Below are 26,282 nucleotides of genomic sequence, written 5' to 3'. Positions count from 1 at the left end.
TCTGCCGCGCCCTGACCCACCCTAATCGCCCGCATCACCGCTCCGGCAGGCCCACCGGCCCCCGGCGGCAGTCCCCTGCGTCACCCGGTGCCCTCAGGTGACACCGATACGGCGGAGCGTGAAGAAGCGGGCAGGTCAAAACAGTACAACTACGCACGAGTCCGGGCCCGGCCGGACCACCCGGCGTACGCAGCCCAACAATCCGGTCTCGAAGCCTGTCCGCCTCACGACGAAACCGGCGGCCATGCGCCCCTCCCGGGGTCGCACAGCCGCCGACTCGACACACAGAACACGGACACCCGTCTCAGCGGAGGTCGAACTCCCCGTCCCGCGCGCCGAGAACGAACGCCGTCCACTCGGCCTCGGTGTACCGCAGCACGGTGTCGGGGTCGAGCGAGGAGCGCATGGCGACGGCACCGCCCGGCAGATGGGCGATCTCGACGCGCTCCTCGTCCGGGCTCGTACCGGGGGCGCCTTGCCACTCGACGTCCGAGATGTCGAGGGCGTACAGCTCGTCCTTTTCCTGTGCGCTCCCCATGGGAGTTCCTTTCGTTCACGGCCGGGTGACGGCCCAAGGGCCTCGTGGCGCCGAGCCGTCCGGCGTCGCTCGACGTCACCAGGGGAATACTAGGCAGCTCAGGACACTGGCGGGGGCCTTTCGGCCGTCCGCTCACTCGGGGGTGGCCGCCGGTGGCTCCCGTAGTCGCCCGGCGGCTCAGTCCATCCGGCGGGCCATGCCGAGCAGACCCGACTCCGCGTCCGTGGCGCTCGTCATCACCCACTGCCGGTCGCCGCCCGCGCACCAGAGCGTGACGCCGTCCGCCAGCGTCGGCAGCGCGTCGACCTCGCCCTGGGCGAGACCCAGGATCCGCCCGATCTGCTGTGCCTCCTGGGGAGACACCCGCTGCACGCCCACGAGCGTCGCGGACCGCATGAGCCGCGGCGCCACCGGGCTGAGGTAGGGCAGGAGGGTCAGTACGGACTGCCACGGCGACGAGACGACGCGCCCGCGCGGCGGCCGCATGCCGCAGTCGCGCACCACGACGACGGGACTGCCGACGCTCGCGCCCAACGGAGGCACCCGCCCCACGTCATGGAGCGTGATGCACTCCAAACCAGCTCCGGCCGCCTGCGCCAGGCCCACCCACTCGTGGGGTCGCCCGGTCTCCACCACGACCCGGGCTCCCGTGCCGGCCGCGCGCAGCGCGAGGACCTGCGCCGTCCATAGGCCGCCGATGAGCAGTACGTCGTACGGCGTCGAGCGGTGGAAGCCCACCAGCTGCGACCGCCCCTCGGCGTCCTCCCCGATGACCACGCCGTCGTCGCCCACGGGCAGGGACAGCGCACCGAGATGGTCCGCGGGCATGGTGTGCCCCGCATGCCGCGGGCCGATCAGACCCCGCAGCCCTTTCAACGTTCCGCCACGCCCCATCGCCATCACCGGGCACCTCCCAGAGGCATCGTCGCCAGCACGCCCGGCAGCTGTTCGCGGTCCAGCCGCAAGAGGCCGACCTTCGCGGTGCGCGCCGCCTGCTCCAAGGTCCGGCGGACCCGGACCAGTTCGTTGTCGGAGCCGCCGGTGACCCGCACATGGCCGCCGACGTCCATGGCTCCCTGGCGCGTACCGCGCCGGACGGTGAGGCTGAACGTCGTGGCGTACGCGGGTACGGAGGTCAGCAGCGAGACCAGCCTCGGCAACGGCGCCGCACCCCGTCCGAGCTCGGGCCAGCGGCCGATCGCGTACGTGGTGTGCCACCGGTCGTCGCACCGCCAGACCCGGGACGTCTCGGCCGTACGCCGCTGGGGCGCCGTGTCGGGCCGGCCGGCGCGGGCCGCGGCGCGCGGACTCGTACAGGCCGCCGTCGCCATGGTGGAGTTGAGCTCCTCCTGGTCCAGTACGACGGCCTGGAAGCCCGCACCGGTGATACGGCTGGCCAGATGGTCCGCGATCCGGACGAGGCACCGCTGAGCGCCCTCGAGGCCGCCGCCGCGGGCCTCCACGGCCTCCCGGCAGAGCTCGGGGTCCAGCTTCACCGCCACCCAGGTCAGCCGCAGCGCGGGCGCGCCGGTTCGCTCCTGCAGCGGGGCGTAGGAGAGCCGCGCCACGGACTGCTGCGGAAGGTGCGGCGCGGGGGCCGCCCGTACCTGCTGCACCAGCTGCACCGATTCCACCACGATGTCGTCGACCTCGAGGGCGTCGCCCAGAAGGGACAGCGGGAAGGCGCGCGCGCCGAACACCGGGCGCAGCGCCGAGCCGCTCGCCTCGACGCGCAGCACGGCGGTCAGGAAGCTGCCGTCGCCCAGCATGCCGATGGTGCGGTGGTTCCGGTCGACGTACGGCGAGGCACGGAAGCCCGGCACGTTCTCGGTCACCGGAGCGAGGGAGGGGTCCGAGTCGGGCGCGGCCGGGGCGGTGTTGCGCTGCCGCGCACGCAGCCCGAGCGCGGTCCCCAGCCACTCCTGCATGGCCTGGCCGCGGCGGCGTATCGCCGCGAGCACAACCAGCAGGCCGGCCGCGACGCACGTGGGCACGAGCCAGAGGCCGCCCAACGCGAGACCGACCGCGACGAGCGCGAGCGCCGACTCCACGAGCACCAGCTGGCGCAGCTGGAAGGGGCCCACGTGGCTGGTGCGCGACAGCGGTCGCAGCGTCGTCGTCGCGGGGACACCGCGCGGAGCAGGCGTCGTTCGAGCTTCGCCGCGCTCATTGCTGCGTTGCCGTCGGGAAGTTCCGGGCGTCCGGCCGGTGGTCCGCCCGTTCCGCGCACGCGTCGCCGTACCCATCGCCGCGTTGCCCCCTCGTGTCCGTAATAGCCGAATTCCCATGGGCGTTGACTGGGCGATCACCCTACCTGAGCAGTGAGACGCAAGCGCCGACAGGCATAGTAGGGGGCTGCGGGGCGGCTGACCGGCCCGATGAGTGTGGGACCCTGGTCGCCCATCGGGGAGAGGGACAAGCGAACAGATGGCATCACGACGGGATGAACTGAACGCCTACACCTTCGCGAAGCGGAGGCTGATTGCACAGTTCGTACAGCCGAACGCGACAGGCTCGGAGGAAGGCGCACCGCGCCCGCTGCGCGCGGTGGCGCCGGGAGCCATCGTCGGTGTGGTGATCCTCGCGATCTTCGGCGCCTGGGGCATGTTCAAGCCCGTCGCCCCCAAGGACTGGGACAAGCCGGGCGAGAACGTCATCATCGCGAGCAAGTCGACCACGCGCTACGTGGTGCTGAAGACCGGTGGCAAGACCCAGCTCCACCCGGTCCTGAACATGTCGTCGGCCAAGCTGCTGCTCAACCCCGACAAGGGCAAGGTCATCAACGTCGACGAGTCGGTGCTCGACAGCGGCAAGATCCCGCACGGCGCCACGCTCGGCATCCCGTACGCCCCCGACCGCCTCCCCAGCGACAAGGAGGCCGGCGGCGCGAAGCGCTGGGCCGTGTGCGAGCGGCCGGGCGAGGGCGGCCGGGCGATCCAGAAGGCGGCGTTCGTCCTCGCCGAGCGCGAGGAGAAGAAGACCGACGGCGCGAACCGGCTGAGCGGCGGCCAACTGCTGTACGTCGAAGGGCCCGACAAGACCCGCTACGTCGTCGACGCCCAGGGCACCGCCTACCCCGTGGACAAGGACGAACTGCTCCTGAGGCAGCTCGTCGGCCAGGGCCGCGTCGCCCAGCGGGTCTCCGACCCCTGGCTGGCCACCCTCCACAAGGGCGACGCCATCTCCTTCCCGCGCGTGCCCGGCCAGGCGGGTTCCCCCGCCGGTGTGAGCGGTCTCCCGCCCGAGGTCGACAAGATCGGCATGGTCCTGTCCGCCACGGACGGCACGCGGAAGCAGATGTACGTCGTACTCAAGGGAACGGTCGCCCCCGTCTCGGACTTCACGGCCAAGCTCCTGCTCAACAGCAAGCAGCTCGTGGACACGGGGCAGGCGGGCCAGGCGACCTCGGTCAGCGGCGGCGCCTTCCAGCCGGGCCAGGCGTTCGGCAACGACAAGAAGTGGCCCCAGGCCGCCCCGGTGCCCGTCAACGAGGCGAGCACGGCCGAGGGCAGCCGTAACACCGTGTGCAACGTCCTGCGCAAGGTGGACACCGACAACGGGGCGACCACGCTGAGCACTTGGGCGGGCACCGACTTCCCCGCCACGCTGCCGACCGGCTCCAGCAGCGCGTACGTCACTCCCGGATCGGGCCAGCTCTTCCGGCAGTTCAAGGGATCCCAGACCGGCACCGGGTTCCTCTTCCTCGTCACCGACACCGGACTGCGGTACGCGATGCAGTCGAACGGGGACAGCGCGACCGACGACGCGGGCATCGGCTCGTCCGGCTCGGAGGAGGAGAAGCAGCAGCGCCAGGCGGAGGCACAACAGGCGCAGAACCGGCTGGGATACAAGAACGTCGCTCCGCTGCCCGTTCCCGCCGAATGGTCGACGTTCCTGCCGACGGGCCCACGCCTGTCGACGGGCGCGGCGCGGCAGCCGCAGGGTTCGTGAGGGCGGGACGATGACGAGGAACACTCGACGCCTGCTGCTGCTCACGGCAACAACTGTGCTCCTGACCGGCCTACCGCTGTCCACAGCGGCGGCGGAAGACGGCTCCCAGTGCACCTTCCCCGGGAAGAGGTACGAGGGCCGCCCATGGTCGCTCCAGCGTGTCCTGCTGGACGAACTGTGGTCGCAGTCCACGGGCAAGGGAGTCCGGGTCGCCGTCATCGACACCGGTGTCGATGTCAGGAACCCGCAGCTGACCAAGGCCGTGGACGTCAAGAGCGGCGCGAACCTGATCCCGAAGAACATCAAGGACGCCAACGGGAACAAGATCGAGCGGGGCAAGGAGAACGGCACCACGGACACCGTGGGCCATGGCACCAAGGTGGCCGGCATCATCGCCGCGCGCCCGGCCAAGGGCACGGGGTTCGTCGGGCTGGCGCCGGACGCCACGATCATCCCCATCCAGCAGAACGACGCCGAAGGCCACGGCACGACCACGACGCTCGCCGCGGCGATCCGGCACGCGATCGCCAAGAAGGCGGACGTGATCAACATCTCGCAGGACACGGCCAACGCCGTGGAGCCCACGCCGCTGCTCAAGCAGGCCGTCGACGAGGCGCTGGCGAAGGAGATCGTGGTCGTCGCGTCGGCGGGCAACGACGGCCTGGGCGGCAACGTGAAGTCCACGTACCCCGCCTCGTACCCCGGCGTCCTGGCCGTCGCCTCCTCGGACCGCAACAACGAACGCGCGCAGTTCTCCCAGTCCGGCGACTTCGTGGGCGTGGCCGCGCCCGGGGTCGACATGGTCTCCACGGTGCCGGGCGGCGGCCACTGCGCCGACAACGGCACCAGCTTCTCCGCCCCTTACGTCGCCGGCCTGGCCGCCCTCATCAAGGCCAAGCACCGCAACTGGACGCAGGAGCAGATCGTCGCCCAGATCCAGCAGACCGCGGAACGCTCGATCGCGGGCCACGACCGCCTCGTCGGCTGGGGCGTCGTCGACCCGGTGCGAGCCCTGACGGAGGACGACAAGCCCCTGGAGAAGCCGGTCGCCCACGAGGGCGTAACGGCCGCCGAGGCCCCGACACCGGCCGCCCTCCACCTGGGCGAGACCCCGGAACAACGCTCGGCCCGCCTGGCGACCTACGTGGTCGTGGGCGGCGGGGTCCTGGTGGCGGCGATCGCCGGCGCAGCGGTGGCGCTGCGGGACCACCGGCGGAGGAGTCGGCGGATCGGCATGCGTTGACGATTGCAGCCGCACAGGGCGTTGGCGTACCGAACTGTAGAAGTCTCGTGACGGATAAGATACTTGGGCCTGTCAGTCGCAGTGATTACAGTGGTATCCGATGCAATCCGTGGACGGCGAGCCGCCACGATCGCAATGTAGGACAGCAGTAGCAAACGGGGAGGAATGGCTCGTGCTTGAGGTAGTGGGTGACGGGGGCGGCAGTGAGTAACCTCGAGACCGGAGTCGGCGCGCTGAAGAAATTCCGTAACCAGGTCGATGCCGTACTGACGGACCTGGAGGGCGGCGACGGCGGCGCCGCCAAGGTGGGCATGGAGCGGGTGACACGCGCGTCGTTCGGCGACGTTACCTTCAAGTTCCACGAGGCCGATGGCTTCTATGAGCAGTACAACCGCGTCCACCAGGCGCTCGTCTTGTTGTCGAAGAACCTCAGCGACCAGATCGAAATGCTGACCATCGGCGTCCACGCGGCCGACGTCGGCTACGACAACGTGGAAGACGAGCAGCGTCGCCGCTTCCACGAGATCCAGGCGCGCCTGGACAAGGAGCGGGAAGAGGCGGAAGACCTCAAGGAGCGCAAGGAGCAGGAGCGGAAGGGTGATCCCGCCCAGCCTGCGAAGCCGGTCCAGGGCGCCAAGAGCGGGGTGATCCGATGAGCGAAGATAAGCAGCCGACGACTGAGAAGCCGAAGCTGACCCCGGAGCAGAAGCAGCAGCAGGACGACGCCCAGATCCAGGGGAAGTACGCCGTCATCGACATGACGGAGCGCGTGTCGGACCTCGTCGACATCTTCGGCCCGGGTGCGGGCTACATCGCCCTGGGCAAGACTGCCTTCGACAACATGGAGCTCAACCCACTGATCGACTTCGTGGAGAAGGCCAGGCCCGCCGATCTGGAGAACGCCAGTGAGGCGCTGGAGAGGGCGACGATCGCCATCAACAAGGCGGCCAAAGAGCTGAACGAGTTCGTCAGGACGACTGAATGGGAGGGCGAGGGAGCCACCGCCTTCCAGGAGTACGGCCAGGGGGTCGTCGGTTACGCGTACGACATCGCGGGAGTGGCCAACGCTTTCGGCGCCCAAATGAAGGTCGCCAGCACGGGCCTCACCTCGGTGCGCAACGCGATGCCGCCGCGCGATGACCGTGCCCTTGCTGACCAGAAGCGACCGGAGAAGCTCAAGGCCGAGGGAGCAAGGCCGGACAACCCGGAGTACCAGAAGGCGCTGCAGGTCGAGAAGGACCGGCAGGAGGCCATCAACCAGATGAACCGCCTGGGGTCGTACTACGTGGTGTCGCAGTCGACGCTGGCAAGCCAGGAGATGCCGCCGCCGCCGAAGTCGTACAAGGCGGCGGTGCCGCGGCCTAAGGGGCGGTTCGATCCCTACGCGAACGCTGACTCCGCCACGTCTCGTGAGGACCTGTCCCAGTCCCCTCCCCGTCGTGCCATCGAGGGTGAGACGGGCACGAACGAGACCTCGCCCCGAACCCGAACCGAATCTCCCGGCAGGGTTGAACCGATTCGGGACCCGGACACGTCGATCCAGATCGACAGTGTGAAGACCCCGCCGGCGCCGCCGACCACGCCGACCGTGACACCCCCGACCACGACCACGGGAATGCCGAATCCGACGGGCCCCGTGCTGCCTCCTACAGTCTCGCTCGGCACCCCGCCGCGCACCGGAGGTCCTCGGGCCACCGGCATGCCCGGTGTTCCGCGCACCACGACCGGCCCGACCGCCGTGGGCCGACCGGGCGGGCCGACGACCTCCCCGGCCGTGGGACGACCGGGTGGACCTGTGGGGAAGGCGGGAGGGCCGCCGGCCACCGCTCAGTCCACGCAGACCGGGCGCGCGACGCCGCAGGTCGGCCGTCCGGGCGGGCCGGGCATGCCCGGAGGCACGACGCAGCGTCAGGGAGCCGGCGCGACGCGTGCGCAGTCTCCGGTCGTGGGCCGGCCCGGTGGTACGGGACAGCCTGTGACCGGGCGCACGAGCACCGGTCCCGGCACCGGGCGGTCCAACCCCATCGTCGGTGGAACACCGCAGCGCTCCTCGGGCGGGAACACCGGATCGCGGATTCCCAAGGGCACGGTCGTCGGCAGTGATGGCCCGGCTGCGGGCCGTACGTCCGCAGCGCGGCCCAGCCAGGCGGGCGTGGTGGGTGCCCAACCCGCCAACAAGGCCGCACGCCCCGTCGGCCGCGGCTCTCCCAGCACCAACGGCGTCGTCGGAACCCCTCGTGGCGCCGGCGGACCCGTCGGCGGCGGCCGTGGCAACCAGCGCCCTGCACGTGATGAGCAGGACCGCGAGGGCTCTTCGCGCCCCGACTACCTGACCGAAGACGAAGAAACATGGACGAACCGTCGGCGCGGTGCTGTACCGCCGGTGATCGACTAACCACTGGGAAGGTTCGGAAGTCAGGATGACGGCAGGAATGATTGAGGCGCGCAGGCTTCGGCGAGGGATGCTCAGCACGGTTGCTGCGATGGCGGTGCTGACGGCTGGCTTCGTCGGCGCTGCCCCCGCGGCGGTTGCTGCCGATGTCCAGTCGAAGCAGTGGTACTTGGATGCCATGAATGCCGAGGAGATCTGGAAGACCTCGACAGGCGAAGGCATCAAGGTTGCCGTCATCGACACCGGAGTCAATCCGTCCACTCCTTCCCTCAAGGGGCAAGTGCTGAAGGGGATGGACGCCTCAGAGGCTAAGGGCGACGAAACCGACGACTACAGAGGCCACGGGACGACGATGGCTGAGCTCATCGCCGGCACGGGAGCAGGCGGGGGCCTCAAAGGGCTGGCGCCTGGAGCAAAGATCATTCCTTATCGGGTCAGCGACACGGAGTTGCAGAACAATCAGAAGGTAAACGCCTTCGACGAGGAAGAGGCGATCAGGGCTGCCGCGGACAGTGAAGCCAAGATCATCAACATGTCGTTCGGCAACGAGTACTACGCGACGGCCGTTCGAGACGCCGTCAAATACGCTCAGTCGAAGGGCAAGCTGTTCTTCGCAGCAACAGGCAACGATGCCAAGAAGGGGAACAAGGAGCACTTTCCGGCCGCCTACCCCGAGGCGATCGCAGTCGCAGCAATCGATCGGGAAGGCCAAGTGGCCGACTACTCTTCGCACGGCGACTTCGTAGACCTTGCCGCCCCGGCCAATGACATCCCAAGGTGGTGCGACGCGAGCTTCACCCGCTACTGCGACGGCGACGGCGGAACCAGTGCCGCCACCGCAATCGCCTCCGCCTCCGCCGCCCTCATCTGGTCCGCCCACCCCGACTGGACCGCGAACCAGGTCCTCCGCGTCATGCTCGAGTCCGCCGGCCGCAGCGAGGACTGGAAGCCGGGCACTGTGAGCCGGTACCTCGGCCACGGCATTGTCAGTCCCGGCGCCCACATCAACCTCGGCATCGGCAAGCCGGGTGACCCGAACATCAACCCCCTGACCAACCAGAAGGTCGGCGGCACGAACGGTTCGTCCCCCTCGACCGCACCGTCTGCATCAGCTTCGGCACAAGCCCCCGAGAGCAAGCCGACATCCGACGCCGTTGTGGCAGGCTCCAGCAAGAGCACCGAAAATAACAGCCAGTTGGGGCTCATCATCGGCGGCGCCGCAGTCGTGGTTGTCGTCGCGGGGGTGGCCTTCGTGATCGCGCGACGGCGGCGCACCGCCTGACGGCTGCCGGGCGGTAGCGGAGTCGACCACACAGACCAACCTGCGTGCGCGTGAACCGGCGGACGCAGCCTCAATGAGAACCCAGAAGGGGAGAGCGAAACATGTCAGTCTTGAAGGTTGGCGATCAGAGTCTCAAGGAATTCCAGGACGAACTCACCGTCAAGTTCGAGGACGTCAAGGGACAGCTGAAGTCCCTCCAGGGCGTCATCGACAGCCTCGAGGGCCGCTGGAAGGGCATCGGCGCCGGCGCCTTCGACGTCAAGCAGAACGAGATCAACCAGGGCATGGTGCGCATCGCCAAGCTGATGCTCAACTTCCAGGAAGCCATCCAGGTCACCCGTACGACCTCCGGCAACACCGATGACGAGGTCGAGGCGGCCCTGAAGGGCGTCGACGTGACCGCGGGGTTCTCGGGCGACGCCGGGGCAGAGAAGCGGGCCACGTCCAACATCGCCGGCCTCTGACGTTCGCGTCGGAAACCGCACCAGCCAACCTGTACACACCATCGGCACCCGGAGGGACCATGTCGACCAAGAACGACGGCGTCATGCTCGTCACATACGCCTCGCTCGATGACGCGGCGAACACGATCGAGGCGCAGGCGAAGCGTCTGGACGACGCTCTGGAGGCGATCCAGACGAAGATCCGCTCGGTCTCCAACACCTGGGAAGGTGAGGCGAAGACCGCCGCGGACGGCGCGCACCTCAAGTGGGACAAGGAGACCCGCGCGATCCACACGGCGCTGCAGGGCATCGCCAAGGCGGTCCGCCAGGCCGCCCCGGCCTACCAGGCCGGCGACAAGAGGGCCGCGGGCTACTTCTAAGCCACGGCCGAACAGCACACAGGGTGGGCGCGCGCGGGAGGCGCCCACCCTGTTCTTCTGCTCGCGTTCCCTCAGGGCCTGACCGGTAGGGCGGAGATCGAGTCGGCGTGCCCGACGAAGACGCGATTGCCGTCTCCGGCGTACGCGTACCCGCCGATGCCCTCGTCCGAGTAATCGAAGATCTGCTCACCGGAGCGGGTGTCGACGGCGATCAGATATCCGTCGTCACTCTTCGCGACCCACACCGTGCCTCCCTGGACGACAGGCGGCAGCTTGCTGCCGTAGCTGGTTGCTCCGTAGAGATCCCACTCTTCCTTGCCGTCGCCCGCCCGGAGGCGGCGGAGGTCGTGGTCGACGGCGTACACCTCGTTACCGCGGACGGCCGGAGGTCCCCATGCCCCGAACTCGGCGGGAACGCTCCACAACTCCTTTCCGTCGGTGAGCGACCGGCATGTGAGCGTACGGCCGCCGAGGTACACCTTGTCGCCGACCACGGCGGGCATGACCGCCGACGTCCCCTGGTCGTCGAGACCCCAGGCGGCCTTGCCTGTGGCCGTGTCCAGAGTGACGACATTGCCGTCGGACGGGAACAGGACCAGTCGGCCATTGTTCACGGCCGCCGCCGGAGGCTTCGAGCTCGACGTCCGCACAGGCGTGGGCACCGACCAGAGCACTGTGCCGGTCGCGACGCCGACTGCCCGCAACTGCCGCTCCTCGGTCATCACGTACACGGCGCGGCCGTCCGAGGCCAGAAGCCTATCGGCGGAGACGGGGACCGACCACACCTGTTCGCCCGTCGAGGCGATGAACGCGTACAGGGATCCCGCAATATCCGCCGCAAGGACGAGCCGATCGGCCGCGGTGAGCCGGCCGGCGGACGCCATCACTTTCGGGGCCGTCCACTTCCGCTGTCCGTCAGTCACCCGGTAGGCGGCCAGTCCGCCGTCGGCCGAGCCGACCACCACGACGTCCCGGACAGGGAGGGGCGGCAGCGTTGTGGCGTCCGTTCCTGTCATGGGCCCCCACAGAGGAGTCAGTTGTTCATCCGGCTTGAGTACGGCGGCCACCGGCCGCTCCGCGGCCGCTGGGATGACCACCGGAACGTTCGCGGACTCGGGGTCGTCCGGGAGCCACCAGGCCGCCCCCACGCCGCCGAGGCCGAGTGCGGCGCCTCCCCCCGCGAGCGCCATGAGAAGTCGCCGACGGGACGGCTTGGCCTCTCCGGCTGAAGGGAAGGCCGCGGTCATGACCGCGGCAGCCTTCTCACGCCGTCGGATGTCCTCGGCCAAGTCACCCTGGTGCCACAGTCTGTTCGCTCCCCGCGGCGGCGTGAAAGCCTCCGCGATCTGCGAGGGGAGGGGGCGATGGGCCGGGTCCTTCGCCAGGCAGGGGAGCAGCAGGGCCCGGATTCCGTCGGGGACGTGTCGCAGGTCCGGCTCGCCGTGCACGACCTGGTACTGCACGCCTGCCACATGCGGGCCGTCGTAGGCACGGACTCCGCTCGCCGCGTATGCGAGCAGGGCGCCCAGAGAGAAGACATCGGCCGCCGGTCCGACGCGCTGCCCGAGCACCTGCTCCGGTGCGCCGTACCCCGGGGTGACCGGGATCTGGCCAGTCGTGGTCAGGGTCAGTCCGTGCTCGGGACGGGCGATGCCGAAGTCGATGACGCGCGGACCGGCCGAGGTCAGAACGATGTTGGACGGCTTGAGGTCGCGATGGACGAGACCGGCCGCGTGAATGTCCCCGAGCGTACGGGCGAGAGCCGTCGCGAGGGAGCGCAGTCCGGCCTCGTCCAGCGGTCCGTACGCGTTGATCGCGTCGTCGAGCGTCGGGCCCGCCAGGAACTCCGCGGCGATCCAGGGACGGCCGCCCTCCAACTGCGCGCCGAGGACCCGCGCCACGCCGCGGCTGGTCACGGCCTGCGCGGTGACGGCCTCCCGTACGAAGCGCTGAGCCAGGTGCGGGTCGTGGGAGAGCTCGGGGCGCAGGACCTTGACCGCCGCGGTGTGGCCCGCGCTGTCCCGCCCGAAGTAGACCTTTCCCATCCCGCCCTCACCCAGGACGCCGAGAAGCCGGTACGGGCCGAGCCGCAGGGGATCGCCAATGCTGAGAGGGTTCATTGCGAGGTTGCCGCTTTCATTCGAAAGGCAGGGCGAATGCGGAGTCGACGTCGACGCAGATGAGCCGCTTGGCTTCCTCATTCGCAGCGAAGACCACAGAAGAAGTCCCGTATGTCCAAGCGGACTTGTGGGTTCGCATGTCGACGGCGCTGATGCCGTTGCCGACCATGACGTAGACGAATTTTCTGCCGATGACGGGAGGCGGGTCGAGGACAGGGGCCACATCCTCCGTCAGGTTCTCGGATTCTTCCCAGAGGAGATTTCCCGTCGAGGCGTCCAGGGCCACGATGCCCCGGATTCCCTCGGCCGCGTACACGACACCGTCCCTGACGGCTGGCGTTCCATAGCGGCGTGATTTTTCTGGAATGCCACCGTAGTTCCGGTCGTCGCCGAACTTCCAGGCGACCTCACCATCGGAGAGCCGCAGCGCCCAGACATGGCCGCTGGCGACGTAGACATGCTGCTTGTCCAAGGCGAGGCTGCCTGGGATGATGTGCGAATTGTCGTCGGCCTGTCGGGGGATCTTCCATGCCCAGAGGCGCTCGCCCGTGCGGATGTCGGCGGCTGCGACGTAGAAATGCGGGCCGAAATCGTCATCCCCCTCACTGGAGATGATTCTGCGGCAGAAGACTAGGCGGTTTCCGGTGACCTTCACGCTGATGGCCACCGACGTATCCCCCGGATTGAAGTACGACGTGGTCTTCTGCCACCGCTTCTCGCCGGTACGGATGTCGACCGCCAGCAGGTGCCAGTCATCTGCCTGCTCGGATTCGTCGTGGCCGGGCACAACCTTCCGCGCCGCGATGAAGAGCAAGTCCGCCGCCGCGAGGAGCACTTCCGCCTGCCCATGGGAGCCCGCGAACCCGGGGATCAGGGCGATGCGTCGCTGCGTCACTCCGGTACCCGGGGTGAAGGCGTGAAGGGAAAGTGCGTCTATTCCCCCCTGCTCCGGGATGAAACCGTAGATCACTCTGCCGTCGGTCGTCATGTCGCTCGGATCCATAAACACGCTGGACGACCAGCGGTGTTTGCCGCTTTTCGCGTCCAGGCCGACGACCTGCCTGTTCCCCCAAGTGGCCACTGTATCGCCCATCGTCATCAGGAACGGCTCTGTCCCCACGTGGCCGGCATCGGCGCGCCAAAGGCGTTGGGGTGCGTTGTCGGCGGGGAGTGAAGACAGGTCCTCGCCCGTCGCCTTCCTCCCGGCCCACACCCACGCCCCCGCCCCCGCCGCGCCCACCCCCACCAGCGAACCGCCGGCCACCGACAGCAGCTTGCGCCGAGACATGCCCGGCCGGCCCGAGGGCGGGGGTGCGTACGGGCTCTCGGACGGGGGCGGCAGCCGGTACGCCTGGTACTGCCAGACCTCTGTCGCGCGGCGCCCGATGTCCGTGAGCAGCGGCGTCGGCAGGTGATCAGCGAACTCGCCGCGACCGTCGTGCAGTTCAGCAGCCAGTTGTTGGGGCGTAGCGCGTTGCGCGGGGTCCTTCGCCAGGCAGCGGCTGAGGATCGACGCCAGTCCCGCCGGGACTCCCGACAGGTCTGGGTCGGCGTAGCGAACGCGGTAGAGGAGGTCGGCCGCTTGGCCGGTGCCGAAGGGGCCGTGGCCGGCGGCGGCGAAGACGAGGACCCCGGCGAGGGCGAACACGTCGCCCGCGGGCGTGTGTTCCTGGCCCGTGGCCTGCTCCGGAGACATGAAGGCGGGGGTGCCCGCGGCGGTGCCGGTACGAGTGAGGCGGTCGTCGCCGGCGGCGCGGGCGATGCCGAAGTCGATGACCTTGGGGCCATGGGCCGTGATCATGATGTTGGAGGGCTTCAGGTCGCGGTGGACCACGTCGGAGGCGTGGAGCTGGGCGAGAGCGCCGGCGAGGGCCGCGCCCAGGGCCCGTACCGACGCCTCGGGCAGCGGGCCGCAGAGGGCGACGGCGTCGTCCAGGGGCGGGCCGAGGACGTATTCCGTGGCGAGCCAGGGGGTTTCGGCGCCGGGGTCGGCGGCGACGACGGTGGCGCCGTGGTGGCCTCCGATGATGCGGGCCGCGTCGGTCTCCAGGTGGAAGCGGGTACGGGCGGCGGGGTCGGCGGCGATGCGGGCGTGCATCGTCTTGAGGGCGAGGGTGCGCCCGCCGGCGGTGCGGGCGAGGTAGACGGTGCCCATGCCGCCGTGGCCGAGGCGGGCGAGCAGGCGGTGGCCGCCGATCTCGGCCGGGTCGTCGTGGGTCAGGGGCGCAAGCATCGTCGTCAGGTCCAGGTGGCGGTCGATGGGACACGGAGTTCGGCCGCGAGCAGCTGGGCCGACTGGCGGGCGAGTGCTGCGACCACACGCCCGGGCAGCCAGCCGGGGGACAGCAGCGACGCCGACGAGTCCAGAACCGTCGCCGACGGTGAGGACGAGGCCGACGGGAGGGCGACCAGCAAATCGGCGGCAGTCGGCCGGGCCGCCGCGTCGCGCGACAGGCAGCGGGAGATCAAAGGGCGCAGGGACTCGGGGAGTTCGGAGCGGTCCGGGATCGTGTGCCCGGTGGCGGCATACGCCAGCACGGCGCCGAGCCCGTGGATGTCGCCTGCGGGGCGCGGGCGCCCGCCGGCCGCCGCTTCGGGCGCCAAGCTGCCCGGCTCCTGCCCAGGACGACCGCCGCGCTGCTCGCCGTCGGGCGCCGCCGCGCGCACGGAGCCGTAGCAGGTCAGGCGCGGCCCGTCCCAGGCCAGCAACACCGCGGCGGGGGACAGGCCCGCGTGGGTGACGCCCGCGGCGTGCGCGTCGGCGAGGGTCTCGGCGAGGGCCGTCCCGATGGCCTTTACGGTGTGCTCCGGCAACGGGCCGCCGTGCACGGCGAGCGCGACGGGCAAGGGCAGCACCGGCAGGTAGGGCGTGGCGTACCAGGGGTCCGACGGCTCCGGCGACACCTCCGACACCGGCAGCACCCAGCGCCCGGCGAGTGCGCCCGCCGCCTGCGCCTCGATGAGGAAGCGGCCGGGGTCGACGCCGTTGAGCGGCGTGCTGACCAGGACCGTACGCTCACCGTCCGCGCTGCGCGCGACGAACCGGCGCTCGGGCATGGGCGGGAAGCCGGGACTGGACGGGTCGAGCCGGGTGATCAGCTGGTACGGGCCGACACGGCGGCGGCCGCCGCCGCTTTGCTGCTCGGTACGCCCTGGTTCCATCCGCGAATCCCCCGTGAAAGTGAACAACCACCGGAGCCTATCGAGAGGCTGCGATGCGGCAAGGAGCGGGCCGCTCGCTCGCTGCGATGCTCACGAGCAGGTATGCAGCCGCGTATTCATCGCCGGTGATCCCGAATGTGCGGAGGCCGGGGATGCGGACACCCCCGCCCCTCCGAGGTCGGACGCGCGGAGGGTGTCAGTCGGCGGACTTGTCGTCCTCGGGTTCGCCGACGGGCGGCAGTACGTCTACGACGTACGAGCCCTTATGCGGCAACGTCTCGATCAATCCTCGCTCGCGGAGGTCGCGTAGGGCACGCCTGATCGTCCGGTCGGCGACGCCGTGAGTCTCGGCCAGCCGCGTGATGCTGGACAGTGCTCCGCCAGGCGGGATGCGTCCCGACCGGATCTCTTCCTCGATGGTGCGTGCGATCCGCTGCCACTCGTACTCAGCCATGCATTCAGCTTCGCGCGGTGCACCGGGATCCACATCGCTAGCCCATGGTGCACCGGGGGCGACCATGGCGTACCGTGGTACATCGCAATGTGACCCCCGCAGCCGTTGGAGCGGCCCGGGGGTGTGGCCACCAACCCCTGGAGGTTGATGACAGTGGGCATTATCCATGCCTTCCTACACTTCTTGCTGGGCGTGTTCGCGCCCGGTTCCGGGCGGCGCCGGGCTGGTATCCGCCCCGCCGCCCCGCCTTCCGCCGGGCGCACGAGGGCGGCCCGCCCGACCGATGCCCCTGCCCGACAGGGGCAATGCGAGCGGTGCGGTCCAACTCAGGGATGGACCGCGCGGCCCAGGTCCCCGTATGGGCTCGGGGAAACGCTCGGCGGGGAGGACACGGCCCTCATCCGCCCCTACCTGGTCGCGTACGAGCGGCAGGAGGAGCGCGCCCGCCAGCGGCGGCGGTGCCTCACCCTCGTCATGGCGGCGGACTTCGGCATCGACCTGGACATCCGGAACGTGCACGCGACGGGGGTGGCCTGGTGAGCGAGCCGACCTCAGGCACGCCGAGGCGGAAGCCCGTCCGAATGTGCGTGTGCTGCAACCACATCACGGACGCTCCCGTGCTCGTCTCCGAGGTGCACCAGAACTCCGGTCCCGGGTTCAACGTGTACGCGTGCCCGGAGTGCGCACCGCACTTCCCGCCGCTGCCTGATGCGCTCGACCTCCTCGAGGGCGGGCATCGCCGGTACCGGGACGGTGCCGAGTGACCGCACGACCAACGGTGACCGTGCCTGCGTTCGGCCACGCCCCGGTCCGGCCGCGCGGGCTCACGCGCTCCTGAGCCCGAGGAGCTGAAGCGTCCACGCCCCGCCGGATATCGATACGCTGGCGGGGCCCACCCTGGAGGCCACCGTGAGCGCACAGCCGATCCCGCGCACGCAGAACGCCGTCGCCGCTTCTCTGCCCCCAGCGCAGCGCATGGAGTTCTACCGCGAGATGGGCGAAGCCACCCCGGCGACGATCGGGCACGTCCTGACGAACTGGTGGCTCCTCGTCCAGGTGGTAGGCGCCCCTCAGACCGCTCGCACCGCCGCCGCGGTGAAGGCGCGTACCGCTCCTGGCCGCCCGGCGTCCACGGTCATGCGAGAGCTGCGGGAGCGCGGAGAGTAAGGGACGGGGCCGACCCGTACGAGGGTCCCGAAGAGGAAGATCCCCTGACTCTCTCACCACAGGTCGAAGAGGTCCTCTTCAGCCCCGACACCCCCGCCGACGTGATGTCGGCTGTCTCCTTCGTCATGCCTCGCTGTCATGAGTCTCTGGGCCACATTGTGGCGAATTCGGGTGGGTGACGTTATCGCCTGTCCCTGCCCTGCGACTAATCGGAGACTTCAGCAAGGCCCCTGTGCCACACGCACGGTCAGACGAACGGTGATGGTCTCCGGCCCAGTGCTCGGCTCGGGAGGAGTGATAGTCATGCAGTAGGTCTCTACGGTGTCGTCCGTTCGGATCTCGAAGCTGTCCTCTGCCCGCTTGTTGGCCTCACCGCTTCCTGCGTTCTCATCCGTGCGGCGCGTGAGGTGGATGACGCCGTGCTCCGGGCCCTCGCCCGTCGCCCAGATGGCATCCTCCACCAGGTTCTCGTACGTGGAGTACAGGCTCACCTCCTGCGGTCGGGCCTCAAGATCGCGGGCAGCTTCGTGAACGGCGTGGCGCAGTTCCGTCTCGCTCCACCGGAGTGCGGCGAACTCGTGGTAGAAGTAGCCGATCATGCCGACAACAGTCGCGATGATCAGCACCAAGCCCAGGCGATTTCTCGGGTTGTAGACGTAGTTGTGGACATAGCGGCCTCTCCCGCGTTCGGTGCGCAGGAACAGTGGCTCGCGGTCTCCCCACGTCATGATGTCCACCTCAAAGTTCGGCAGGCCGCGCCCGGACGGACGACGCCCGGGCGCGGCTGGATGTGGGCTCGTGCCCGCATCAGGCCGTGCAGGCCAGAGCCTTCTTCACCTTCGGCACGAGGTCGAGGGTGAAGGCCTCAATGTTCTTACGGCGTTCGGCGACGTCGCCGCCGGCCTGGCCGTCGACACTGACGTACGCGACGAGGAAGTCCGCCTTCGGGCCGGAGCAGCCCGTACTGACCATGGAGGTGGAGTCACCCAGTGCCCCAAGGCCGGAGAACGGCAGGTTCTTCATCTTCTCCCGGTTGGTGAAACGGAACGCGTCCAGCTCGGCCATCGGGTCGTAGATTTTGTCCACCTTGTCGACCTGAAAGCGGACCCCCCGCTTCCCGTCCACCCGGATCTCGCACGACCCCGAGGTGTCCGAGCCGGTCTCGATCACGGAATCGCCCACGACCGCGAGCTTCTCGCCGTCGACGAGGAACGGGTCGAGTGTCTTCTCGTTGACCGCGATCCCGCACGCCTCCTTCGGAACGGCGTACTCCCGTCCGCCGCCGCACGCGGCGAGGGACAGCGCGAGGCAGGCGGTGAGGGCGGAGACGGCCGTACGGCGCAGTGCCATTGTCATTGGACGCCCCCTACCCCCTCGGCCTTCTTGTTGCCGTCGTTGGCAGCGCCCTCGATCTGCGAGTAGATGCCGTGGTCCTTGGAGTAGCCCTCGTGCGTCGGGTCCTCCGCCCACTCCTTGTTCTGCTGGTACCAGACGTCTGCGAGGCCCCGCAGCTCCTCGCTGCGGCTCTCGTACGTCTTGGTGTGATCGGCGGTGGCCTGGGCGTTGATCCTGTTCTGTTCGTCCTCGAGCATCTTGGCGGTGATCAGGTCCACGCCACGCTGTACGGCGTCACCTGCCGGATGCCACGGCGTGACGAGGCCACCCACGATGTGGTACCTCCACGACTTCTCCCACGAGGCATCGGCGAGGGCTTCGCCCTTGTCGGTGTTGGTCGCCTGGTAGCGGGCCTCCTCCAGGAAACCGATCGTGCGACCCGCGCGGTCGAGGCTGTCCTCGGGGTGGCCCTTCTCGGTCATGATGTCGGCCACGACCGACTGGTGCATGACCTGGGTGAGGGCCTGGTAGTCGTCCCTATTGCGCGAGATCTGCTTGCTGACCTCCATGAGCTGGCCGGCGTCCAGTTCGTGCCGCCCGACCGGGTCGCTCATCGCCTTGTGGACCCAGTCGCCGTGGTTGCCCATTGCGTACGCCATGCTGTCGCGCATCTCCGGCGGGAAGTCGTTGCCGGTGCTCGCCAGGATGCTCAGAGAGCGCTTCATGGCCTCCCGCTGCTCCGGCGTGTGCTCCTCGTACTTCGCCCCCGGCGCCTCCGGGTCGGTGACGCCCGACACGGCCGCGAACATGGCCTTGCCGGCCGCGTCCTTGGCCTCGTTCGGGCCGTCGTCCAGGGGCGAGTCGTCGAAGTACGGGCGGTCCTTGAGCACCCACTGTGCGTTGTCCTGTGGCTCCTTCGTGTTGAAGAAGTCCGTTGAGGCGTCCGGGCTGTTGGAGAGTGCCGTGAGGAAGCCGGTCATGGGGTCGCGGCCGAACTCATCGTCACCGATGAAGTTCATCTTCGGCTTCGGCTGGCTGTTCCAATAGCGGTCCGGGACCTTCATCTCCTTTTCCCTGGCGACCAGATCGTTGCCGTACTTGTTGAGGAACTGGTCGTCGTAGTCGCCCGTGCGCATGAGGTTGCTCATGATCTGGTAGCCCCAGACATCGCCGTGGCGGGTGTTGTACCGCTCGCCCGAGAGTCGCAGCATGTCGTTCTCCCACTGCCGCATGGCGGGACTGTCCGACTGCGTGGCTCCGCCCAGGACGTAGCCCAGGTTCTTCTGGAACTCGCCGAGCTGGTTGAGCTGCGTCTGGGTGAGGTCCTTGGTGGTGTCCGGGCTCGACAGGTCCGCCCAGAACTCCAGCATCCCCTTCGGGCCCACCTGCGTGGTGAACCGCTCCTGGAACAGCGGGTCGTTCTTGTTCGAGGCGAGCAGCCCGTTCAGTCGCTGGAACTCCTCTGGCGACATCTCGTCGCCCTTCTCCTTGATCAGCTTGGCCGCTTCCTCCGCGTTGCGTACGGCTTCGATCGCGGAGTCGCGGTCGCCGTACTTCGCACCCGAGAAGCCGGTCTCGGCCTGGTCGACGATCGCGCGCAGGACGGTCGCCGCCGTCGTGTCGCTCTCCGTCGCCCGGTTCAGGATCCGCTGCACGTCGTCCCGCAGGTGCTCCGCGTCCTGGGGAGAGTGGTCCGGGACGTCATGGCCCTTGGCGGCGCGGTCCGGGTGGATGAGCATCGTCACGGTGAAGCCACCGCCGGCGATGGGGGTCACCGTGAGGTTCTTCTTACGACCCCGCTCAAGAGCCTGCTCCAGCTGCTCCTTGTAGCTCACCAGCTCGTCGTGGGTGTCCTTGAGGATGTCGTGGATCGTCGTCGCCTGGGTGTGGGCGTCCGTGAACTCGCCGGCCGTCTTGGTGATGAACCCACGGGAGACCGTGGCGTTCACACCGGCCCAGTTGGCCTTGTCGGCCTTCGCCTTCAGATCGTCCCGTGCGTCCGTCTCCAGCGTCTTGAGCTTGTCGGCCACTCCCTTCCAGGCCGTGATGGCCTGGCTGAGCTTGCCGAACTCGCAGAAGCGCAGCGTTTCGAGGTCCATCAGCGCTGCGTCCTCTCGGTGAATCCGTCGTCCAGCGTCGCGATGCTGCTCACGACGCCGTAGATGTAGTACTCGTCACCGGCGTGCGCGCCCTGGGTGAAGTCCATGTGGTTGGAGATGTGCGCGCAGGCGTCCAGCAAGGTCTTGAGCTGCTTCTCCCAGCGGTCCTGCACATGGTCGAGCGCACCCCCCAGCGCGAAGCCCTGGGTGCTCAGGTCCTTGGCGGCCGTCTGGCTGATGGACCAGGCGTCGCGGCCGTATTTGCCGAGCTGGTCGAAGAGCTTGAACGCGGAGTCTCCGACAGCGGCGAGATCCTGTTGGTCTGCTTTCAGATCGCCCCCCGGGGGCGCGGCGCCGGGGTCCTCGTCCGGCACCCGGTTCAGCTGCATCGCCGTCGAGTTCTTCTCGGCGGCCTCCGTCTTGAGCCGCTCCCACTCGTCCCAGGCCATCAGACCCCTTCCCCCGTGCGTCCTGTTGCTCCGCCGTGTTGGATAAGTCGATTCGATCTGCCACTCGAAATATTGACTTTAGCAACCGGACTTGACGGGAGTCTGGCGCACTGACGGCGGCTGCCCCGCACCCGGTGAGGATTCCGGTCACGAAGTACCCCAGGTCGGGGCAGCACCGGCAGAAACCCGGGTGTGCGGGTTCCGGGGCAAGACGGCCCTGACGATCCAGATGACGGCGGCCCCTCGACCCGGGCCCCTCCGGGGTTTCCGGAGCGGCCGGGTCGGAAGCGCTGCTCCGGCGTCCGCCAGTTCACGCACGCGGCGGCGAGAAAGCCGGCCCGAGAGCACCGCAGAGGGCGCCGATCACCGTGCAGATCCGTCGGCATCAGCCCCGTCTGGATCAGCGGGTTCCCCCGCTGCCGCGACACGTAGATGCCCCGGCCCGCCGGCATCGACCGCATCCGACCCCGCCGAGCACGTCGCCCTCCTGTGGGTCACCGGAGAGTGGACGCTGAGGTTGAAAGGGTGGGGTGACAGCGGGGTTGGCGGTGCTATGTCGTCATCATGCGGTATGCGGATGGCGGCGGGTTGACCGCTGTGGGGCGGGCGAGGCGTGAGGCAGCGGTGGTACAGACCCTCGAACAGAGGGCTCTGCTCGTGAGCCAGCACACCCCCGCAGAAGGTCTCCATGGTCTTCTGGAAGCGGTATCGGACTCCCGTGTCGCTCTCCCGCCACCAGATCCGCGCCGCCAGGAGCCCCAGGATCAGGACCCCCGCTGTCCAGGCGATCCGCCGGACTCCTGTCGTACGTGCCAGTCCGAACTCACTGCCCCTTGCTGTTGGACCTGCTGCCGTACTTTCGGGATGTACGCGCCCATGCCCGGGTCGACCCTCCCAAGGCCTGGATGTGGCCAGCCGTCACCCAGACGAATCTGCACCGACGTGAGGTGCATCGGCCGGGATCTTGGACGGCAGATCGCACTTGGCGTCGCTGTGGGCAAAGCGCGCGGCACTCACTGCCAGGTCCACCAGCTGCTGCTCGACCTTCGGGTCGTCCGCCCCTTCGTGCCGTCTCAGATCCACCACGGTGCTGAGGCTGTAGCTTCCGCCCACAACCGTTCCCGGAGCTGAACAAGGCACCAAGACTGCCGCCTTGAGACCCGGAAAATCGACGACACCCATGGCGCCCGCCTCGAACTCCTGGGCCCTGGACGCTTGCTTCTCGCCGATGGCCTCTGCCACCCAGCTCTTCGACGGAGCGGCAACCATCATCTGCGTACGGACACTGAGCAGCACGTCGCCCTCGCCCCACACAAAGCAGTTGGCTGTGTAGGTCGACCCGCCTTGAGCGACATTCTGGCCGGCGATCCGGTCGTCGAATGAATACTTGGGCTTGCTCGGCAGGGCTTCGTCGAGTGCCGGGATCGACTTTTCCGGATCACCCAGCGAGGCGCAGACGTTCTCGGAGCTGATTATTCCGCGTCCCTCGAACGGAGGAAGCTCCAGCACGTACGCAGTGCCCGCGGCCAGGCCCGCGGCAGCGACTACAGCTGAGATGGGAAGGATGAGCCTCTTGGATTTGATGTTCACGGTGCTACTTGTCCTTTTCCAGCTGCTTCGGGACTCCCTGTCCATTGCAGTAGTCCGTGACCATGGCCTGGGCGTTGGTGAACCCCGACTCGGCGGCTGTTGCTGCAGCTGAAACGATATGCGGGGAGGGGTTCTTCGCGTTCTCGCCAGCCTTTTGGGCTGCTTCCTCGATGAGCTTGTAGGTGGATTCCTTGGTGTCGTTGATCTCCTTGCCGTTGCGGTAGATGACCTCGTCGGTGCTGTCCTTCATCAATCCTTCGGTGAGGGCTCCGATGATTTCATCCGCTGCAGTACCGGCAAGGCCTCCAGCGACGATTCCGCCAGGCCCAACTGCAGGTGCCGTGACCAGTCCGACGCCGATCCCGACGCCACTGCTGACCCATGTGCTGGCGGTTTCGATGGAATCGTTGAACTCTGCGTCCTTGTTGCCCCCCTCGACCTCGTTGGCGTAGGCGCGAGCGGCGCCGATGGTTCCCTCGATTTCGCCGGAAACCCGGGCGATGTCCTCGATCGACTTCTTGAGGTTGTCGTTCACGCTGAAGTTCTTGTCCGCCAAGTGGGCTTCCGGGTTGGCGAAGTGATACTCCATCACCGAGGTGGTGTAGCTGTGTTGTCCTGCGTTGATGGCTGCGTAACCGTCGGGGTTCTGTCCCACGGTGTAGAGGAAGCGAGTGATGTCCTGCTCGCTGAGTGCGGCCGAGCTACCTGCCACGGGGAAGAGATCAGCTACGTTCTCCTTGCCGGGGTGCAGGCCTCGGTGAACGTCCGGCATGTACTCGGCGGCGATCTGTCCCATGCTGTCGGACATGAAGCCGTTCTTCGTGAGCCGCTCAGGATTTTCCGATACCGAGTGGAAGATGTCTTCGACGAGCTGAGCCTGCTCATCATTGTGCGCTGGTGTATCGATGGTCGGCATCTCCCCAGCCGGATGCCCTGTCGTAGCGGCCTCCAGTGCCATGGCCAGGTTGTTGCGGCCCTCGATGCTGTCTTCGCCCTCGTCATCCATCTCCTGAGGCCAGTCCCGCTCCTCGAAGAGATACTGGAAGTTGCTCAGGCCGACCTTCCCCTTCTTGTCGTCCCCATCCGTATCGCGCTCGAAGTCGTGGTCCTCGTCCTTCGTGACGAAGTCCGCGCTGAAGAAGTCCGTCGCCGCGTCCGGGCTGTTTGAGAGCGCCCTCAGGAAGCCGGTCATGGGGTCCGAGCCGGAGTCGCTGCCGGTGCGGTTGAGGTACGGGTCCATGCCCATGCGCTGCCACCCGATCGGCACATGGCGGCCGTTGTCCGAGAGCTTCTTCTCCGTGTCGATCAGCTTCGTGCCGTAGTCCTTGAGGAACTGGTCATCGAAGTTGCCCCAGCGCATCAGGTTGCTCATCACCTGGAAGCCCTGGGTGGTGCTGTTCTTGGAGATGGGCTGGTCGCCCAGGCTGACCATGTCGTACTTCCAGCGCGACATCTCGGGGGAGTCCGCCTGGGTCGCTGTGGCGAGCGTGAGGCTCAGGTTCTTCTGGAGGTCGTCGTACTGGTCGACACGTTCGCGGCCCACCTTGTACGCCTGGTGGGGGTCGTTGAGGCCTGCCCAGAAGTTGAGGGTCTCCTTGGGGCCGAGGGTGGTGGCGAAGTGTTCGGCGAAGATCTGGTCGCCGGAGTACTTCTTGAGGCCGGCGTTGAGCGCGTCGAAGTCCGCCGTGGTGAGGTCCTCGGGCTTCTTCTTCGCGATCGCCGCCAGCTTCTCGGCTTCCTTGACGGCGGCCGCCGCTTCGTCGCGGTTCTTGTAGACCGCGTCGGAGAAGCCGTGGTCGGTGAGGTCGACCAGGGCCTTGAGGCTGGTGGAGGCCGTGCTGTCGATCTCGGTGGCCTTGTTGAGGATTCCCTGGAGCTCGTCCCGCAGTGCGTCGACGTCGGTCTGGCCGTTGGGGGCCTTCTTGTCTGGGTTCTCCCGGACCGTGAAACCGTCGCCGCTCGTCGTAACGGTGAGGTTCTTGCCGCGGCCGCGTTCGATGGCCTCCTTCAGGAGGCGCTGCTGCGTCTTCAGCTCGTCCCGGGTGTCGAGCATGATGTTGTGGATCGACGTCGCCTGGGTCAGGGCGTCGCCGAACTCGCCGGCGGTCTTGCCTACGAATTCGCGTGTGATGACCGCGTTCTCGCCCGCCCAGTTGGCCTTGATGGCCTTGCCGCGGAGTCCGTCGTGCGCGTCCTTCTTCAGTGCTTCCAGCTTGGTCAGCATGTTCTTCCAGTCGCTGACCGTGTCGTCGAGCAGCTTGAAGTTGGCCGAGTGAAGGGCTTCGAAATCCATCAGATATCCCCTTAGTCCTCGTCCTTCTTGGCCTTCTCGCCGTACACCGCGTTCTTCTTGCCCGGCTCCGCCCATGCCTCGTCGAAGCCCGCGTCCAGTGTCTGGATGCTGCTGACGTGCCGCTCGATGAAGGTGTCGTCTTCGGCGTGTGTCTTCTTCGAGAATTCCATGTGGTTCGAGATGAGGGCGCAGGCGTCCATCACCGAACCCAGCTGCTTGTCCCAGCGCAGTGAGACGTGCGACAGCGCGCTGCCGAGTGCGAAGCCCTGGGTCGAGAGGTCGGTCGCGGCCGAGTCCGTGGAGGTGACCCGTGCTTCCTTCCACAGCCGGTTGTACAGCTTGAAGGCCTCGTCGCCGATCGCGGCCAGGTCCTGCTGGTCAACGGCGAGGAAGCCGCCGGCCGGGTTGCCCGCATTGGGCCGGTCCTCGGGCGGCAGCCCGTTCAGCTGCATCCGTGCCGAATCCTTCTCGGCCGCCGAGGCTTTCAGCTGCTCCCACTCGTCCCATGCCATGGACGTCACATCTCCTTACGGATTTTGACTAGTTGGAACTGATTCGGGGACGTTCATTGAGGAATGCCCGAGGGAGGAATGCCCGAGGGAGGAATGCCCGAGGCTCTCGGTATTCGCCGCCCTGTAGGCGTGTCAAAGTCAACCAACACGTGACGCGTGGCGTCACCCCGCACACAAGCGGCGGGCGGGGGTCTCAGACGCATGCTCTGTCCACCACATCCGTACGGATCCCGTACATCAGGATGTCCAACGCGCGGTCCCTCTCGGACTGCCCCGGCAGCGGCGTCGCCGTCACCGTCAGGCAGATGCCGTCGACCTCGTAGCGCTCCACGAACTGGCCCTTGACGTCAGGCGCGGATTCCCCGCCCCCGCCCGACACGCCAGAAGCCTCGTCCTCCACCAACGTCGCCACAGGATCCTCGCGCTCCGGCCCCTTCAGCCCCGGGTTGATGAAGGCGCCCCACGAGCCCTCGATGCCCGACAGCTTGTACCGGCCCGCGCCGTCCTCCGTCTCGAGGTCCTCGGCGACGTCCTTCACGCGCTCGAGGATCTCGGCGTGATCGGCGCCCGACTCGAAGACGCCGGCCAGGCGCAGCATGCTGAAGCTCTCGTACGCCAGGAAGAGGCCCAAGGCGACCATGACCATCCGTCGCGTCGTGAACGACGCCGACGACGGTTCATGCGCCTCCGGGTTCTCGAAACGCGGCGCCCGGAAACGCCACCACAACCCCCGCGCGTCGACGAACAGGCCGAACGCGACGAACGCCACCGCGAACACCCCGGCGAATACCGCCGCTCCGATCATCGCAGCCGCCCCGCCTCGCGCCGGGCGCCCAGGACGCGCCGCCACTCGTTCCGCGACATTCCGTGGA

General features: G+C 68.2%; 24 protein-coding genes. 9 read left to right on the top strand and 15 right to left on the bottom strand.

Features of this window, described 5'->3' with window-relative positions:
* Nucleotides 1-304: 304 nt before the first annotated feature.
* From ACZ4VI_RS24310 to eccE, 3 genes are all read right to left on the bottom strand, one after another.
* Nucleotides 305-538, bottom strand: a complete 234-nt coding sequence (locus tag ACZ4VI_RS24310) for a DUF397 domain-containing protein (RefSeq protein ID WP_468002356.1) — start codon at nt 536-538, stop codon at nt 305-307.
* Nucleotides 539-715: 177 nt separating this feature from the next.
* Nucleotides 716-1,438, bottom strand: coding sequence for a hypothetical protein (locus ACZ4VI_RS24305; RefSeq protein WP_468002355.1), 723 nt, complete (start codon nt 1,436-1,438; stop codon nt 716-718).
* Nucleotides 1,438-2,784, bottom strand: a complete 1,347-nt coding sequence (gene eccE / locus ACZ4VI_RS24300; protein WP_468002353.1) for a type VII secretion protein EccE — start codon at nt 2,782-2,784, stop codon at nt 1,438-1,440. The genes ACZ4VI_RS24305 and eccE overlap by 1 nt, the downstream gene beginning before the upstream one ends.
* A 181-nt stretch (nt 2,785-2,965) precedes the next feature.
* On the opposite strand from eccE, the gene eccB reads away from it, so the two are divergent.
* The 7 genes from eccB (at nt 2,966) to ACZ4VI_RS24265 (ending at nt 10,229) form a co-directional block, all read left to right on the top strand.
* The gene (eccB, locus tag ACZ4VI_RS24295; protein ID WP_468002351.1) at nt 2,966-4,489 is read left to right on the top strand and encodes a type VII secretion protein EccB; all 1,524 of its coding nucleotides are present in this window, start codon (nt 2,966-2,968) and stop codon (nt 4,487-4,489) included.
* 10 nt (nt 4,490-4,499) lie between these two features.
* Entirely contained in the window at nt 4,500-5,732 is a 1,233-nt protein-coding gene (mycP, locus tag ACZ4VI_RS24290; RefSeq protein WP_468002349.1) for a type VII secretion-associated serine protease mycosin, read from the top strand.
* Between the two features lie 203 nt (nt 5,733-5,935).
* Complete coding sequence (locus ACZ4VI_RS24285; RefSeq protein ID WP_468002347.1) at nt 5,936-6,388, top strand: hypothetical protein; 453 nt, start codon at nt 5,936-5,938, stop codon at nt 6,386-6,388.
* The gene (locus ACZ4VI_RS24280) at nt 6,385-8,127 is read left to right on the top strand and encodes a hypothetical protein (RefSeq protein ID WP_468002345.1); all 1,743 of its coding nucleotides are present in this window, start codon (nt 6,385-6,387) and stop codon (nt 8,125-8,127) included. Before ACZ4VI_RS24285 ends, ACZ4VI_RS24280 begins: the two co-directional genes overlap by 4 nt.
* 25 nt (nt 8,128-8,152) lie before the next feature.
* The gene (locus tag ACZ4VI_RS24275) at nt 8,153-9,406 is read left to right on the top strand and encodes a S8 family serine peptidase (RefSeq protein WP_468002343.1); all 1,254 of its coding nucleotides are present in this window, start codon (nt 8,153-8,155) and stop codon (nt 9,404-9,406) included.
* Nucleotides 9,407-9,507: 101 nt separating this feature from the next.
* Entirely contained in the window at nt 9,508-9,870 is a 363-nt protein-coding gene (locus tag ACZ4VI_RS24270; protein WP_468002342.1) for a WXG100 family type VII secretion target, read from the top strand.
* 59 nt (nt 9,871-9,929) lie between these two features.
* On the top strand, nt 9,930-10,229 hold the full coding sequence (locus ACZ4VI_RS24265; protein ID WP_468002340.1) for a WXG100 family type VII secretion target: 300 nt from the start codon (nt 9,930-9,932) through the stop codon (nt 10,227-10,229).
* Nucleotides 10,230-10,300: 71 nt separating this feature from the next.
* Here the strand turns inward: ACZ4VI_RS24265 and ACZ4VI_RS24260 are convergent, their stop codons facing one another.
* The 4 genes from ACZ4VI_RS24260 to ACZ4VI_RS24245 all read right to left on the bottom strand — a co-directional run bounded on the left by ACZ4VI_RS24260 (nt 10,301) and on the right by ACZ4VI_RS24245 (nt 15,965).
* The gene (locus tag ACZ4VI_RS24260) at nt 10,301-12,349 is read right to left on the bottom strand and encodes a protein kinase domain-containing protein (RefSeq protein ID WP_468002338.1); all 2,049 of its coding nucleotides are present in this window, start codon (nt 12,347-12,349) and stop codon (nt 10,301-10,303) included.
* A gap of 16 nt (nt 12,350-12,365) precedes the next feature.
* Nucleotides 12,366-14,582, bottom strand: a complete 2,217-nt coding sequence (locus ACZ4VI_RS24255) for a protein kinase domain-containing protein (RefSeq protein WP_468002336.1) — start codon at nt 14,580-14,582, stop codon at nt 12,366-12,368.
* A 5-nt stretch (nt 14,583-14,587) separates the two neighbouring features.
* Nucleotides 14,588-15,511, bottom strand: coding sequence for a protein kinase family protein (locus tag ACZ4VI_RS24250; protein ID WP_468002334.1), 924 nt, complete (start codon nt 15,509-15,511; stop codon nt 14,588-14,590).
* Nucleotides 15,512-15,707: 196 nt separating this feature from the next.
* Nucleotides 15,708-15,965: a winged helix-turn-helix domain-containing protein gene (locus tag ACZ4VI_RS24245; RefSeq protein WP_468002332.1), complete on the bottom strand. Its 258-nt coding sequence runs from the start codon at nt 15,963-15,965 to the stop codon at nt 15,708-15,710.
* 617 nt (nt 15,966-16,582) lie between these two features.
* Between ACZ4VI_RS24245 and ACZ4VI_RS24240 the strand changes: the two genes are divergently transcribed.
* Nucleotides 16,583-16,729 (top strand): hypothetical protein, encoded by a 147-nt coding sequence (locus ACZ4VI_RS24240; protein ID WP_468002330.1) that lies wholly within the window; start codon nt 16,583-16,585, stop codon nt 16,727-16,729.
* Between the two features lie 145 nt (nt 16,730-16,874).
* A complete protein-coding gene (locus ACZ4VI_RS24235; protein ID WP_468002328.1) occupies nt 16,875-17,132 on the top strand; it encodes a hypothetical protein in 258 nt (85 codons plus the stop codon).
* Nucleotides 17,133-17,350: 218 nt separating this feature from the next.
* Here the strand turns inward: ACZ4VI_RS24235 and ACZ4VI_RS24230 are convergent, their stop codons facing one another.
* The 8 genes from ACZ4VI_RS24230 to ACZ4VI_RS24195 form a co-directional block, all read right to left on the bottom strand.
* Nucleotides 17,351-17,860: a hypothetical protein gene (locus ACZ4VI_RS24230; protein WP_468002326.1), complete on the bottom strand. Its 510-nt coding sequence runs from the start codon at nt 17,858-17,860 to the stop codon at nt 17,351-17,353.
* 79 nt (nt 17,861-17,939) lie between these two features.
* Nucleotides 17,940-18,488 (bottom strand): hypothetical protein, encoded by a 549-nt coding sequence (locus tag ACZ4VI_RS24225; protein ID WP_468002324.1) that lies wholly within the window; start codon nt 18,486-18,488, stop codon nt 17,940-17,942.
* Nucleotides 18,485-20,566 (bottom strand): rhodanese-like domain-containing protein, encoded by a 2,082-nt coding sequence (locus tag ACZ4VI_RS24220; RefSeq protein ID WP_468002322.1) that lies wholly within the window; start codon nt 20,564-20,566, stop codon nt 18,485-18,487. The genes ACZ4VI_RS24225 and ACZ4VI_RS24220 overlap by 4 nt, the downstream gene beginning before the upstream one ends.
* Nucleotides 20,566-21,015, bottom strand: coding sequence for a hypothetical protein (locus ACZ4VI_RS24215; protein ID WP_468002320.1), 450 nt, complete (start codon nt 21,013-21,015; stop codon nt 20,566-20,568). Before ACZ4VI_RS24215 ends, ACZ4VI_RS24220 begins: the two co-directional genes overlap by 1 nt.
* Before the next feature lie 918 nt (nt 21,016-21,933).
* The gene (locus ACZ4VI_RS24210; protein ID WP_468002318.1) at nt 21,934-22,605 is read right to left on the bottom strand and encodes a hypothetical protein; all 672 of its coding nucleotides are present in this window, start codon (nt 22,603-22,605) and stop codon (nt 21,934-21,936) included.
* Between the two features lie 4 nt (nt 22,606-22,609).
* Nucleotides 22,610-24,898, bottom strand: coding sequence for a hypothetical protein (locus tag ACZ4VI_RS24205; protein WP_468002316.1), 2,289 nt, complete (start codon nt 24,896-24,898; stop codon nt 22,610-22,612).
* A gap of 11 nt (nt 24,899-24,909) precedes the next feature.
* Nucleotides 24,910-25,410, bottom strand: a complete 501-nt coding sequence (locus ACZ4VI_RS24200; RefSeq protein WP_468002314.1) for a hypothetical protein — start codon at nt 25,408-25,410, stop codon at nt 24,910-24,912.
* A gap of 193 nt (nt 25,411-25,603) precedes the next feature.
* A complete protein-coding gene (locus tag ACZ4VI_RS24195; protein ID WP_468002312.1) occupies nt 25,604-26,215 on the bottom strand; it encodes a hypothetical protein in 612 nt (203 codons plus the stop codon).
* Nucleotides 26,216-26,282: the final 67 nt, after the last annotated feature.

The organism is Streptomyces sp. NPDC029169 (genome assembly GCF_055563935.1).
This window is presented reverse-complemented; position numbering and strand designations above follow the sequence as displayed.